The 13,925-nt window shown below is 65.8% G+C and carries 9 protein-coding genes; 3 read left to right on the top strand and 6 right to left on the bottom strand.

Features of this window, described 5'->3' with window-relative positions; all coding sequences use genetic code 11:
• Positions 1-74: 74 nt before the first annotated feature.
• A complete protein-coding gene (locus tag OB905_08335) occupies positions 75-2,417 on the bottom strand; it encodes a twin-arginine translocase subunit TatC (GenBank protein ID MCU4925991.1) in 2,343 nt (780 codons plus the stop codon).
• A 138-nt stretch (positions 2,418-2,555) separates the two neighbouring features.
• Between OB905_08335 and OB905_08330 the strand changes: the two genes are divergently transcribed.
• Positions 2,556-3,887: a twin-arginine translocase subunit TatC gene (locus OB905_08330; protein ID MCU4925990.1), complete on the top strand. Its 1,332-nt coding sequence runs from the start codon at positions 2,556-2,558 to the stop codon at positions 3,885-3,887.
• Positions 3,888-3,936: 49 nt separating this feature from the next.
• Here the strand turns inward: OB905_08330 and OB905_08325 are convergent, their stop codons facing one another.
• From OB905_08325 to OB905_08310, 4 genes are all read right to left on the bottom strand, one after another.
• On the bottom strand, positions 3,937-5,241 hold the full coding sequence (locus tag OB905_08325; protein MCU4925989.1) for an amidohydrolase: 1,305 nt from the start codon (positions 5,239-5,241) through the stop codon (positions 3,937-3,939).
• A 78-nt stretch (positions 5,242-5,319) separates the two neighbouring features.
• A complete protein-coding gene (locus tag OB905_08320) occupies positions 5,320-6,429 on the bottom strand; it encodes an SDR family oxidoreductase (protein MCU4925988.1) in 1,110 nt (369 codons plus the stop codon).
• On the bottom strand, positions 6,417-8,003 hold the full coding sequence (locus tag OB905_08315) for a succinic semialdehyde dehydrogenase (protein MCU4925987.1): 1,587 nt from the start codon (positions 8,001-8,003) through the stop codon (positions 6,417-6,419). The genes OB905_08320 and OB905_08315 overlap by 13 nt, the downstream gene beginning before the upstream one ends.
• Before the next feature lie 112 nt (positions 8,004-8,115).
• Positions 8,116-8,919 carry an FkbM family methyltransferase gene (locus OB905_08310; GenBank protein ID MCU4925986.1) on the bottom strand — a complete coding sequence of 268 codons (804 nt, stop codon included), beginning with the start codon at positions 8,917-8,919 and terminating at the stop codon, positions 8,116-8,118.
• A 250-nt stretch (positions 8,920-9,169) separates the two neighbouring features.
• Between OB905_08310 and OB905_08305 the strand changes: the two genes are divergently transcribed.
• Positions 9,170-10,129 (top strand): phosphotransferase, encoded by a 960-nt coding sequence (locus OB905_08305; GenBank protein ID MCU4925985.1) that lies wholly within the window; start codon positions 9,170-9,172, stop codon positions 10,127-10,129.
• 73 nt (positions 10,130-10,202) lie between these two features.
• Complete coding sequence (locus tag OB905_08300; GenBank protein MCU4925984.1) at positions 10,203-11,108, top strand: stage II sporulation protein M; 906 nt, start codon at positions 10,203-10,205, stop codon at positions 11,106-11,108.
• A 22-nt stretch (positions 11,109-11,130) separates the two neighbouring features.
• Here the strand turns inward: OB905_08300 and OB905_08295 are convergent, their stop codons facing one another.
• The gene (locus tag OB905_08295; protein ID MCU4925983.1) at positions 11,131-13,833 is read right to left on the bottom strand and encodes a heavy metal translocating P-type ATPase; all 2,703 of its coding nucleotides are present in this window, start codon (positions 13,831-13,833) and stop codon (positions 11,131-11,133) included.
• Positions 13,834-13,925: the final 92 nt, after the last annotated feature.

Raw genomic sequence — 13,925 nt, 5'->3', positions numbered from 1 at the left:
CTTTGAACGCAGGCCGTTTATACTGTGTGCCAGTCCGAGCGACGGCGTCGCCTGCCACATGGGACGTTCAACCGTTACCGCCCGCCGAGCAGCCCCGTATCCAGATCGGGCCCCCGGCGCTTGCCGCCGAAGAGCCGCCCACCCCCGGTCAGGAGATAGAGGAGGGCCAGTCCGAGTACGTAGGTCAGCGCGATCGGGATCGCAAAGAGCAACATCGTGAGGATCCCCTTCGGGCTCACGAGCGCCGAGATGGTGAAAATCCCGACGACGACGGGGCGCCAGCCGCGAAGCATCGTCCGGTAGTTGACGATGCCGCCGATGTGGAACAGCGCCATCGTGACGATGATGTTAAAGAGGAACCCGATCCCGACGGTCGTGAAGATCACGAGCCAGAAGAAGCTCCTGATCCGGTAGGAGACCACCATCCCGTTCGTGATCGCGTCGGTGATCAGGTACGAGATTACCGCGGGAGCGACCCAGAAGAACCCCAGGTAGGTCCCGACCAGGAAGCCGGCGAACAGCCCCCCACCCCAGAGGAGGAAGATCCGACGGTCACCACGGACGAGGCCGCGCTCTTTGGCCGCGGGCCAGCCGTAGTAAAGCACCATCGGGAGGACCGAGATGATCGCCGCGAGCGTCGAGACCTTCACGATGAAGATCAGCACCTCGACGGGGTGGAGGGCGATGACGAAGTCGAGCGCCTGAATGAGTTCGGTCGTATCGCCGTACTCGGCGGGATCGACGTCCTGCTGCTCGGCGACCTCCGCCAGCACCGAGTCCGGAACTCGGTCGACGAACTGTGCGAGAATAACCCGGATACCGTCGGTGTACAGCCAGAAGAACGATCCCGCAAGTACGGCCATGAACACCGCGACGATGCGAAACACCTTCGAGGTGAGACTGTTCAGGATAAACGCGATGTCGTAGGCGTAGCCGCCGATATCCTCCTCGGTGGTCTCTTCCTCGGTGAACGGATCGAGGACGTCGGCGGCGGTGCTCGTGAAGAACCCGCCTGACTCCTCTTCGGCGGCCGCTTCGCCCTCAGCTGCGGCGGCGCCGGCGGCTCCGCCCGCTGCGGCCTCGTCGCCCTCACCGTCCTCGGCCTCTGCCTCCGCGTGCAGCGTGTCGTACCGATCGAGGATCGCCTGAGCCTTGTCCTTGTTGTCGTCGTACATCGCCTCCCGGGCCGTCTCTAAGGCGTCTTCCTCTTCCATTCCGAGGAAGACTGGTGCCGGAACGCGCTCGATGTCGGTTGCGTCCAGTACGTCGAAGTCGACGTCCTCGGCGGTCTGTGCCGTCCGTAGCGCCGATTCGCGCGGATAGACCGGGCTCTGGAGGACTTTAATCGTCACGACCACGAGGATCGCAAGCCCTAGCCCGACCGCGATGAGCACACCGGCCCCGACGATGCCGAGGAGCCCGTGCTGGGTCACCAGTATGTCGAGCGTAGTCGGCCCCTCGGACTGGAGGTACGACGGGATGTACGGGAGCACGGTCTCGATGTAGTACTCGCGAGCGCCGGCCTGAAACGCGGCTGCGGAGACGGCGGTGGCGGCGGCGATCAGTGCGGTAAACTGGAGCACGCGTCGTTTGACCAGTCCGACGCCGCTGCCGATCTCTGCTGCGCCGCGGCGGCGAGTGTTCGCGACCAACTTTGCGACGCCCAAACTGAACACGTACAGCAACACGAGCGGGATCGCCCACATGATCAGCGTGAACGGGTCCGGCGGCGAGAACACCGCGCCGAACGCGGTGAGGGTGACGATCGCGTGGCGCCACTTGTCACGGAAGAACTCGTAGGGGACGATCTCGGTGTAGGAAAGCACCCCCATGAACAGCGGGAGCTGGGCTGCCAGTCCGAACGAGAGCGTGAGCAGGGCGACGAACTCGGTGAACTCCGTGATGCCCCAGCTCGGTTTCACGCCGGCGGAGTAGCTGACCTCTCCGAGGAAGTAAAACGCGTAGGGGAAGAAGATCCCGTAGGCGTAGGCGACTCCGGCAGAAAACAGCGAGATAGACGCTGCGGCGAACGCCGCCATATACCACTTCGAGATCGGGACGACGCTCTCGACACCCCGCTTTCGCAGGGCGTCTCGGGAAAAGTAAAGGAGTGCAGGGATCGCGACCAGAACCCCGATGAACAGCCCGATTTTAGCCTGAAGCAGGATTACCTCGAACGGTGTTCGGGTGATGATGTCGGTCGCCTGCACCAGATCCGGATCCATCTCCGCCGTCGCCGTCTCCTCCAAGAAGTCCCAGATCCAGACTCGCAGGGCGTAAAACGACCCCATGAATCCGATGACGAAGACGATGAACACCTTCTGTAGATGCGTCTGCGCGGCAGAGAGTAGCGTTCCGATCGTCTCTCGGCCGCTGTTGATAGCTTGCGCGGTGTCTTCGCCGACCGCAGAACTCATTCCTGTCTGTCGATACCCTACATCCAGTTATCAACCTTTCGTGTACCTTCGCCGGCTCGCCGCCGGTTCGGTTCCACACTCTCTGCAGGTGCTCGTAAGAAAAAGGCCTATAACTGGGGCCGAATCTATGTCACATAGATGCCGGACGAGCCGGACGACGGTGGGACCGACCAGCGGCCGGACGAGTCCGCGGACGACTCGGACGCCCCACAGCCCCCCACCGCCGACGAGACGCAGGCTGCAGCCCCCTCGTCCGACGACACCGCCCAGGACGATCCGGCGGCCGAGTCGGACGACGAGCAGCCGCGCGCGAACGCCGACGCGGACAGCGACGACAAAGAGACCGGGTCCGATGCCGACGTAGACGCCGAGGCAGATGCCGACGCCGACGTAGACGCCGAGACAGATGCAGACGCCGACGTAGACGCCGAGACAGATGCAGACGCCGACGTAGACGCCGAGACAGATGCAGACGCCGACGCAGACGCCGAGACAGATGCAGACGCCGACGCAGACGCCGAGACAGATGCAGACGAGCCGGACGCAGACGCCGACTCCGACGATCCAGCGGTCGAGTCGGACGGCGAGCCCCATCCTGTCGAGACCGACGGCGAAGGACTCCTCAACGGCGGCCCCGAGATCTACGCGGGCTCTCGGGTCAATGCGTACTCACCCCCCTCCTCGACCGAAAGCGCCCACAAGAAGAACCGAAAGCAGTCGATCGACGACGACGATCTCGGCGGCGTCTCGACCCCTCCGGACGACCAGGAGATGCCCCTGGCCGATCACATCGAGGAGATGATCCTCCGCCTGGCGGTCGTGTTGCTGTTCGGTGCGGCCGGGACGGCGGTCGGGCTGTTGTGGGCATCGGATGTCATCACGTTCATCTGGACCGACGTGATTCCGAATGCTACCGAACGCCCGCCACACATCTATCACCCACTTGAACTGTGGCTGACCCGGATCAAGGTCTCCGCGCTACTGGGGATCATGGTCGCGTTACCGATGTTCGTCTACCAGTGTTACCTGTTCATGCGCCCCGGGCTCTACCCCAACGAGCGCAAGTACTACCTCGCAGCGGTCCCGACGAGCGTCGTCCTCGCCGGCGTCGGGATGATCTTCTCGTATCTCGTGATCCTCCCGATCCTCTTCCAGTACTTCACGTTCTACTCGGAGGGGAGTGCGATGATCGCCTACGCGCTCGGGGAGACGTTCGACCTCGTGATCACCCTCACCGGCTTCCTCGCGATCGTCTTCCAGATTCCGCTCTTTATCATGCTCGCGATCATGATGGGCGTCACCACCCGGGAGTGGCTGGCCGAAAAGCGACTGTTCTTCTGGGCGGGCTTCCTCGGACTCGCGTTCATGTTCACCTTCGACCCGACCGCGATGGCGCCGGTGTTCGTGACGCTCACGATGATCGTCCTCTTCGAGGGGACGCTCTTGCTGCTGAAGTGGACGGGACGCTGACCGTCGCTCCGCTACGCTGTGTTCCCCTTCCGGAAATTGTGGCCGGCGCTTACTCCTCGGCTCGAGTGACGAGCGACGCCGCTTGTTCGCGGGCACGGTTCATCACCGCACCTTCGTCTAGCGTCTGTACCTCGCGATCACGCATGAGCACGGTTCCGTCACAGATCGTGTGCCGGACGTCGCTCGCGGCGGCGGCGTAGGCGAGATGGCTCGCCACGTCGTGGGCAGGCGTCAGATGTGGCTGGTCGAGATCGAGCACCGCCAGATCTGCGGGCGCCCCCGACTCGAGCCGTCCGGCGGGAAGACCGACGGCCTCGGCGCCACGCGCTGTCAACAGCTCGACGATGGTCCCGGCGTCGACCGCGCTCGCGTCTTCTGCGGCGAGCTTGCCGATCATCGCGGCATCGCGAGCTTCGTCTAAGATCGAGAGGTCGTTGTTCGAGGCGGCGCCGTCGGTACCTATCCCCACCCTGGCACCTGCGTCGAGCATCTCCTGGATGGGGGCCATTCCGCTTGCGAGTTTCATGTTCGAGGCCGGACAGTGGATCGCGCCGACGCCAGACTCCGCGAGGAGCTCGATCTCGCGCTCGTCGACGTGAACGCAGTGAGCCAGGAAATCACCCTCCTCGAGCATCCCGTGTTCGTCGGCGTACTCGAGCGGACGAACGCCGTGTTCCTCGACGATCGGCGTCACCTCGTCGACCGTCTCGTTGGCGTGGTAGTGCAGCGGAACGCCGGCCCCGCGGGCCTTCGGGACGAACTCCTCGAGGATTTCCTCGGCGACCGTCGTCAGGGAGTGGGGCATAAACGCTGTCCGAATCCGCCCGCCTGCGGCGCCGTCGAACTCGCGGGCGATCTCGAGTCCCTCGGTGGCGTCCTCGCGGGCGTCCTCGAGGTCTTTCCCGACGGTCACGACGCCGTGGCCGATCCGGGCGCGGACGCCGGCCGCTTCGACGGCGGCGGCGATCTCGGGCACCATGAAGTACATATCCGCAAAGGCTGTCACCCCCCCTTTGATCATCTCGACGAGCCCGAGCTCGGCGCCTGCGCGGACGTCTGCAGGCGTCAGCGCGGCTTCTGTCGGCCAGATATCCTCCTGAAGCCACGCGTCCAGGGGCTTGTCGTCGGCGTAGCCCCGAAGCAGTGTCATCGCGACGTGACAGTGGCCGTTGACGAACCCTGGCGTCACCAGCCCCTGGGTCGCGTCGAGGGTCCTCTCGGCATCCCCGGCGAGGTCGTCGCCCACCTCGAGTACCGTTCCACTCTCTTCGTCTACCAGCACGTCAGCCCGTTCGATCGCGCCATCGGGTCGCAGCACCTGTCCGCCGACGATCGCGAGTCGGTTCGCACTCATGCGGGGCGCTTCTCGCGCCGAGTGGGTTAGCGTATCGGTCCGATATCGTTGAGGTACTGCGTGCGGTCTCGTGCTCGATCAGACCATTGGGTCGTCGCCTACGTCCGGATTGCGCCGCACGTATTCCACCAGTCGATCCACGTACGACTCGACTGGTGGTACCTCGTGCCCGCTGCCCGAAAGCGCTCGTCGCGTCTTCGGGCAGGCGTACCGCGTCGGGTGATCGAGGTAGGCGAGCGTTTCTGGCTCGAGATCGATCCCAAGCAGGGACGACCCGAGGTGCTCGCTACCCGCCCGGGCGAGCGATTTCGTTGTCGGCAGACGCACGGTTTGGTGTCCGGCAGCGTCGGCGAGAACGTCGACGAACCGCGTAACTGGAAGCGGTGCGGGATCACACAGCTGGTAGACCTCGCCGATCGAGTCGCCACGACCGCTGAGGTAGCTGATCGCGTCGACGACGAAATCTCGGGGGACGACGTTGAGTTCGGCGTCGCTCGCACCCGGGAGCGTGAACAGCACCGAGAGTCGGGCTGGCTGAGCGAGCAGTAGCCGAAGCAGGTAGTAGGGGCCGTCGTACTTGTCCGTCTCGCCGTGCTGGCTGTCGCCGACGACGATCGCAGGGCGGTAGACCGTTGCCGGGAAACCGTCGTCCATCCGATTCTGTACCGCCACCTCCGCGCGGTACTTGGTTTCCTCGTAGTGGTTGTTGAACGTCTGCCCCTCCCGAAGGTGATCTTCGGTGAAGACGCCGTCGTAGCGGCCGCTGACGTAACAGGTGCTGACGTAGTGGAACCGATCGACGGCCAGTTCTTCGGCGATTGCGAGAACGTGCTCGGTGCCGCCTACGTTGACCGCCTCCGCGAGGTCAGGTTCGACGCCGAGGTCGTACACTGCTGCGAGATGGTAGATCTCGTCGACCCCTTCGAGTGCCTCGATCCCCTCGCGGAGGCCGAGGTCGGGGTCCGTGATGTCCCCCTCGTAGAGGCGAACGTCGTCTCGGTCGACGCCCTCGAGATCCGCCGTGATCGCGTTCACGCGTTGGCGCGCGGTCTCCAGATACTGGGGCTGAACCAGACAGGCGACGGGGCCGTCACCACGTGCGAGTACGCGCTCTGCCAGCGCCGAGCCGAGGAAGCCGGGAAAGCCGGTGAGAAAGACGTCGGGATCGGTGTCAGTCACGGCAGCCACCTCGTCAGTTGTCGCTGGACCGCCGCCAGTCCGCTCATGAACCCGGCGAACCAGCGCGTCGAGACGCCCGATGGTGCATCCAGCGGACCGATCCGCGAGGTCGCGATCGTCCTGGCGTCGACGTATCGCCGGAGGCCTTCGGGGCCGTGGCGGCGGCCAAGCCCGGAGTCCCCGAAGCCGCCCATGGGGGCGTCGACGGCCGCCCAGCCGACCGTGTACGGGTCGTTGACACAGACTGTTCCGCAGTCAATTCTCCGGGCGACCGCGCGACCCCGCGAGCGGTCGGCCGTCCAGACGCTCGCGTTGAGGCCGTAGGGCGTGTCGTTGGCCCGCTCGACCGCCTCGTCGACGTCGGCGACGGGAGTGACCGTGACGACGGGGCCGAACGTCTCCTCGCGGACGATCGGCGAGTCCGGCTCGACGTCCGTCAGAATCGTCGGCTCGTAGCAGAACGGGCCGACATCCGGTCGAGTGCGTCCGCCCGAAAGCAGCGAGGCACCGTTGTCGACCGCACTCTCGACGCGGCCACGAACGCGCTCGAGGTGTGTGTCGTCGATTAGCGAGCCCACGTCGGGGCCGTAGCCGAATTCGAGGCCGATCGACAGCCCGCGGGTCGCGCCGACGAACGCGTCGAGGAACTCGTCGTACCGACGCTCGTCGACGTAGATCCGCTCGGGCGCCAGACAGAGCTGACCTGCGTTGGTAAAGGCTCCCTTGACCGCGCCGCGGGCAGCCGTCTCAGGATCGGCGTCGTCGAGGACGAGCATCGGGTTCTTCCCACCCAGCTCGAGCGAGCAGCCGATCAGGTTTCGTCCAGCCTGCTCGGCGACGGTTCGTCCCGTTTCTGTCCCGCCCGTGAAGGAAACGTAATCGACCGCATCGATCATCGCGGGACCGACAGTCGACCCCTCGCCGGTAACGATCTGGAAGAGTCCGTCGGGGAGCCCCGCCTTCTCGAGCAGTTGAGCGAGTACGAGCGCGATCAGTGGCGTCCGCTCGTCGGGTTTGCAGATAACGGCGTTGCCGGCGAGCAGCGCCGGTATGGCGTCGGTTATCGCCAGCGTCAGCGGATAGTTCCACGGCGAGATCACTCCGACGACGCCGACTGGTTCGTAGGTTACCGTGGCGTCGGCGGCGAGCGGGACCGCTCCGGAACGCGTCTCGTCTGCAAGAACTGCAGACCCGTTCTCGGCGTAGTACGAACACGTAAGCGGAACGTCGAGGACCTCCTCGAGCGCGTGGTGGCGCGCCTTTCCTGTCTCGAGTTGGACGATATCGAGCACCGTCTCCTGGTGGTTGTCGATTAGGTCGCCGAATCGCTCGAGGACGGTGGCGCGCTCGTTGACTGACCGGTTCGCCCACGACGACTGGGCCTCGCGAGCGCGTTCGGCAGCTGCGGTGACGTCGCCGGGGCTGCAGGCGGGTACTGTGGCAACTGCGTCGTCTGTGATCGGTGTTCGTATCTCGATGGACGGTCGGTCGTCGACTGTCTCGACTCGGACACTCAGTCGATCGAGCAGCGTCCTTGAGAGAGACGTCCGCGCGAGGACTGCTGGCTCCGACATCTGTGACATCGATCACATATTTGGCCACGGCCACATGTAGCTTCGGCCAGTCGGCACCCGTCGACCTGCGGGGCTCGCCTCTCGTCGCTACGGACGGCGTACTCTTCGATCGCTGCGTCGCCTACCGCGGCTCGCAGCGCCAGAACTCACCGTTCGTCTCCACCAGTACGTCGTACTCGAGGGATACCAACAGGTCGTGGATCTCCCCTGGCACGTCTGCAGAGAGTCCCTGATCGTGTATCTCCACGAACAGCACCGGGTGGTGGCGTTCGAGTGTCTCACGGGCACCCCGCAGGACAGCCGCGGCTGCACCCTCGACGTCGAGTTTGATCGCGTCCGGTGGTGGGAGATCTCCGAGGAGGCCGTCTACTCGACGAATCGGTACCGACACGACCGACTCGACTCGCGCCTCCCACCGCGTCGCGCTCTTCCGGTCGAATCCCGACAGTTCGGGGTATGTAGAGACGTAGAACGGACGCGTGTCGCTCTCTTCGCCGAGCCCGCACGCTCGCACCTCGATTCGGTCTTCCAGCCGGTTCAGACGGACGTTCGCCCGGAGTTGTTCGACGGTCAGGGGTGCGGGCTCGAACGCCACCACTCGACGATCCGGCTCGCCCGTCGTCAGTGCGAGCGCGTAGATTCCGACGTTGGCGCCCGCGTCGTAGACGACTGCGTCCGACCCACAGCGGGCGTCGACCGCCGCGAGCATCCGGTCGTCGCCGTGGCGGTTCAGCGGCTCGTAGCACCGAAACGTGCCCGCAGGCGTCCGATTGTGGCGGGCGAACAGCTCGCGTTCGTAGTTCGCCCGCGCGAGCCGGTAGTAGCTCCGGTAGGCGACACCGCGGAGGCTGTGGCGGACGCGGCTCCCGAATCGTTTCGCCGCTGCGGCCGTCCGCGCTTTCGCCGCCGCAGTCGTCTCCTGCATATCTTGGCCGACGCAGTGACTCCTGTTCGTTCTTTCGCCAAGTCGACTCCCGACCAGCGGTGATCCCTCTACTATAGTAGCCACTGAAAGTCATTGCACACCTGCTCGCGATCCACGGCCGAGAGGCGGTCCACAACACCGCCTCCCGGCCGTTTAGCTGCGAGCAGTGTGTAACTCGTTTCAGTTGTCACTATAGACGCGCCGCCCCGACCCGAACGATTAGGACGCTCGCCCGACCATTCAGAGTCGAATGGAGCGCGTTCTCGATCACATCGTTGACGACGCTCTCGGCGCCTCCCTTGCGTCCTGGCAGCGAGCAACTGCGGGTTCGGTCGCCGACACCTACCTCCTCTCGCTCGATAACGATCCGGGGCGTGCGGTCTGCAAGCTCGGCGGTGCGAGCGTCTGGACTGGCGACGTCGTCGAACCCCTCGTCGTCCGCCTCGTGGGTGAGCGCACCGACCTGCCGGTGCCTTCGGTCCTTGCGTCTGGTACCGTTCGTGGTGCCTCTCTCGAGGGGCCGACCCGCTGGGCGCTCTACGAGTGCTGCGAGGGAGAGCCCCTCCGCGGCCGGTACGCCGCCCTCGACCCCGACCACCGACGGGACCTTGCCGCCGAGGCCGGGCGGCTGCTTGGTCGCCTCCACTGCGCCTGTCCGGCCGACCGCGTCGGCGGTCTCGCGCTCGCGGCGAATCGTGACGGCGGAACTCACGCCTTCGCCGACCGTGCCGGCTCCCTCCACGTTCGTGATCCGGACGGCTGGCACGCGGTCGATCCGGCCCCGAAGTCGCCGATCCGGGCACTGTCGATCCCCGTTACTGGCGACTCGGATTGCCGGCCAGTCCTCACCCACGGCGACTACCAGCCCGCGAATCTCCTCTCTCGCGAGGAGGGGGGAATCGCCGCCGTCCTCGACTGGGGGAACGCCCATCTCACGTACGCCGAGTACGCCCTCGCTCGCGCCGAGATCCGGTTCGTCGATCGGTATCGGTTCCCGAAACAACAACGTGAGACACTTCGACGCCGATTCAGGCGCGCCTACACCGAGAACGGGCCAGTTTCACTCACCACCGACCTCGATCGTCGCCTCCGGCGCTCCAAGCTCCTCTGGCTCGCCCAGTCCGGCGCCAACTACGCGAGGATCGCCCGTAGCCAGCGAGGACGATCTCAGTTACGCCGGCAGATCCAGCGTCTCGTCGGCGACGATTGACCCCGCGACGCCGCTCTAGTTGACTGATCGTTCAGTCGCCGTCTTTAACACGAGATTCGACGTACGAAACGGTATGAACGGCGACGAAGACGACGATAGCGTTGCCGCCGGTACTGTCCGCGAGCGCGAGGCTCCCTCGGTGGGAGGCCCGGATCGACCGCCCGGGGGCGATGGCTCCGACTCGCCCGACGACCGCACTGTCCGGAACTGGACGGTTCTACTCTCCGCGCTTGCGCTCCTCTCGCTCGTGAGTGCTGCGGCGATTCCCGCGATACACGGTACGGAGACCACCGACGCTGCCGTCGGATCGCTCGTCCTGGCACTCGGTTTCGGACTCTTCTTGCTCGTGGTCCGCAACCTCGCGCCCCACCTGCTCGTCGCTCTCGACGACGTCTGGACCGAACACCGCCCGCACGTCGCCCTCGCGACCGGGTTCTTCGGGCTCGGCATCCTCGTCGGCGTCGCGCTCGTCGCCGCAGGCGTCGACCTCACCGAGCTGATCCTCGAACTCTTCGAAGACGAGTTCGGCGACGAACTCGATCCGCAAGCTGAGGGCGACCCGTTCGAACTGACGGCGACGTTTTTCATCGTCAACAACACACCGCCGTTCCTGATGTCGATCTTCGGCGCGCTCACACTCGGCCTGGTCACGGTCCTTATTATGGTCCTAAACGGCGTCCTCGTCGGCAATCTCGCGGTCGTCTCCGGGCTGGAGACCGGGTTCGGTCCCATCCTCGCGCTCCTGGTCCCTCACGGCGTCTTCGAGCTGCCGGCGCTGTTCGTCGCCGCTGGCGTCGGCTTTCGGTTCGTCCACCGTGCCAGCCAGCGCCTCCTCGGGACTCGCGAGGCGCTGTTCACCCGTGAGTACCTCCTGGGAACCGGACTGCTGGTCCTGCTCGCCTGGCTCGTTCTCGTCCTGGCCGCATTCGTCGAGGCCTACCTGACGATTCCGATCGCTGAGTTCCTCTTCGACATCTAGAACCCCGCGTTCCCGCTGTCTCTCAGAACCGCGCCCGGAGCCACGAGAGCGGCCGCGTCATGGCCAGCCGGTAGTCCTCGTGGGGATCGTAGTTCGTAAACGCCAGGCTGTTCGCCATCACGCTCACGCTCGAGGTCGCCATCGCGAGCCCCGCCAGCGCTGGGTTCAGCAGGCCAAGCGAGGCGATCGGGATCAATGTCGTGTTGTAGGCAAACGCCCAGAAGAGGTTCTGGCGCACCTTCGAGATCGTCGCCTCGGCGATGCGGACGGCCTTCAACACGTCCGCGGGATCGTCCCGCATCAGCGTCACGTCGGCCGACTCGATCGCGACGTCGGTCCCGGAGCCGATCGCGACCCCGACCTGGGCGGTCGTCAGCGCTGGCGCGTCGTTGACCCCGTCGCCAACCATCATGACCCTGGCGCCCGGCCCGTCCTCGCCGCCCGTCTGCAGCGCCTCGATGTGATCGGCCTTGTCCTCGGGCAGCACCTCCGCGCGGACGTTCTGGGGGTCGATTCCGACGCGCTCGGCGACCGCTCTCGCGGTTCGCTCGTTGTCTCCAGTGAGCATCACGACCTCGGTGCCCCGCTCTCGGAGCGCGGCGACGGTCTCGGTCGCGCTCTCGCGGACCTCGTCGGCGACCGCGAGCACGCCCAACAACTGGCCATCCACGGCGACCGCCATCGCCGTCTTCCCCTCGCGCTCGAGCCGTGTCAGGGTCGCTTCTGCGGGTTCGGTGTCGATCCCAGCCTCTTCGAGCAGCTTCCGACGTCCGATCAGTACGCTCCCGCGGCCGGTCTCGGCACGGACGCCGTGACCCGGGACGTTTTCGAACGCCTCGAGATCGCCGACCTCGATGTCGCGCTCTTTCGCGCCCGCGACGATCGCCCGGGCGATCGGGTGCTCGGAGCCGGATTCGGCCGTGGCTGCCGCGCCGAGGACGAGCGACGCGAGATCCCCCTCGCGCTCTGTCGGTGCCGTGAGCGCACCCCCGTCGGGGGCGGTGCCATCCGCCGCGCCGCCGTCTGCAGCCGCCTGCTCTCCGACGAGTTCGACGTCAGTCAGCACCATCTCGCCGTGCGTCAGCGTCCCCGTCTTGTCGAAGACGACCGTATCGATGCCCCGGACCTGCTCTAACACGTCGCCGCCTTTGAACAGGACGCCGTTGGTGGCGGCCAGCGTCGAGCCGACCATCGTCGCCGCCGGCGTCGCCAGCCCCAGCGCGCAGGGACAGGCGATCAGCAACGCGGAGGCGAGGACGATCACCGAAAACTCGAAGATGGGAACCCCGGCGCCGCCGACCGCCGCGACCTCCGGGCCACCTTCGACGAGCCCCCAGAGGGGCAGTACGTCGACGAACCCTGCGAGTTGTTCGGGGAAGGCGATCCACAGGGCTGCCCAGAGAAGGGCGTTGGCGATCACCGCGGGGACGAAGTAGGCACTAACCCGGTCGACCAGCCGCTGGATCTCGGGCTGGCGCGACTGGGCTTCTTTGACCCGGTCGACGATCTGCTGGATCGCCGTCTCGGAGCCGGTTTTCGTTGCCTCGACGAGTAGGACGCCGTTTTCGTTGATCGTCGAGCCGACGACCTCGTCGCCTGCGCCCTTTTCGACCGGGACCGACTCGCCGGTCAGCATCGACTCGTCGACCGCGCTCTCGCCATCGAGTACGACGCCGTCGGTCGGAATCTGTTCGCCCGGTCGCACCTTCATCACGTCGCCGGGCTCGACGGCGTCGAGAGGTACCTGGCGCTCTTCGCCGGCGGTCCCGCCGTCGCCTCCGTCTGGATTCCACTCCACGAGGGTCGCCTCGTCGGCTTCCATCTCGAGTAGCTCCCGAAGCGCGCTGCCCGCACGGGCCTTCGAACGCGCCTCGAGCCAGTTGCCGAGGGTGATAAACCAGAGGATGAACGCGACGGCCTCGAAGTACAGCCCCGCGCCAGCGATGAGTTCGAAGAGGACGGCCGTACTGTAGACGTACCCTGCTGAGGTACCCATGGCCACGAGAGTGTCCATGTTCGCCCGCCGCTCGTTCGCGAATGCCCGGTAGGCGCCCACGAGAAACTCTCTGCCGAGCGTCGCCATCAGGGCCGTCGCCAGGACGAACTCGAGCCCCCCCGGCAGGTGGGCGATCGCTGCTGGAACCGGCGAAGAGAGTCCCGCGAGGCCGAACAGCATGTCGACCATCATCGGCACGAACGGCAGTGTCAGCAGCCCACCGCCGAGCACCAGTCGGCGCTGGCGGCGCAGCTCGCGCTCGACGGCTGACTCGCGCCCGCTCGCCTCGTCGCCCGCTTCATCGTCGTCCTCGACGACCGGCTCGTAGCCCGCCTCCTCGATTGTGCGGCGAATCCCCGCGAGAGAGCCGTCGTTCGGGTTGTACCGAATCCGGGCTTCGTCGGCGGCGACGTTCACGTCGACGCTGATCACGCCCGGAAGCCCGGAGACGGCGTCTGCGACCGACTCCGAGCAGCTGGTACACGACATTCCCAGAACGGGAACCGTCGTCGTCTCTGCAGCCGCCTCGTACCCAGCGCTCTCGATCGCGTCGTAGATATCCCCGAGCGACGTCTCCTCCGGGTCGTACTCGACGGTCCCCTCGTCGGTGGCGTAGTTCGCACTCGCCGAGGTGACGCCGTCTACCGCCTCGACGGCGTCTTCGACGCTCCCCGAGCAGGTCGAACAGGACATCCCCGAGATCTCGAGGTGGGCGATCCGTGTACTCATTGTGTCTCTCTACGTCCCCCTCACTTAGGCAGTTTGTCCGTTAGAACCCAAAGTACTCTCTCCGCTATACCTTACTTTCCAAAGTTGCATGT

This window comes from Halobacteria archaeon AArc-dxtr1 (assembly GCA_025517425.1).
Lineage (GTDB): Archaea > Halobacteriota > Halobacteria > Halobacteriales > Natrialbaceae > Halostagnicola.
The sequence above is the reverse complement of the archived record's forward strand: the minus strand, read 5'-3'. Positions and strand labels throughout refer to the sequence as shown.

Bases quoted from the DNA above. Each gene is read 5' to 3' on its own strand.
- OB905_08335 (MCU4925991.1), bottom strand. From the start codon at position 2,417: ATGAGTTCTGCGGTCGGCGAAGACACCGCGCAAGCTATCAACAGCGGC.
- OB905_08325 (MCU4925989.1), bottom strand. From the start codon at position 5,241: ATGAGTGCGAACCGACTCGCGATCGTCGGCGGACAGGTGCTGCGACCC.
- OB905_08300 (MCU4925984.1), top strand. From the start codon at position 10,203: ATGAACGGCGACGAAGACGACGATAGCGTTGCCGCCGGTACTGTCCGC.
- OB905_08305 (MCU4925985.1), top strand. From the start codon at position 9,170: ATGGAGCGCGTTCTCGATCACATCGTTGACGACGCTCTCGGCGCCTCC.
- OB905_08330 (MCU4925990.1), top strand. From the start codon at position 2,556: ATGCCGGACGAGCCGGACGACGGTGGGACCGACCAGCGGCCGGACGAG.
- OB905_08310 (MCU4925986.1), bottom strand. From the start codon at position 8,919: ATGCAGGAGACGACTGCGGCGGCGAAAGCGCGGACGGCCGCAGCGGCG.
- OB905_08295 (MCU4925983.1), bottom strand. From the start codon at position 13,833: ATGAGTACACGGATCGCCCACCTCGAGATCTCGGGGATGTCCTGTTCG.
- OB905_08315 (MCU4925987.1), bottom strand. From the start codon at position 8,003: ATGTCACAGATGTCGGAGCCAGCAGTCCTCGCGCGGACGTCTCTCTCA.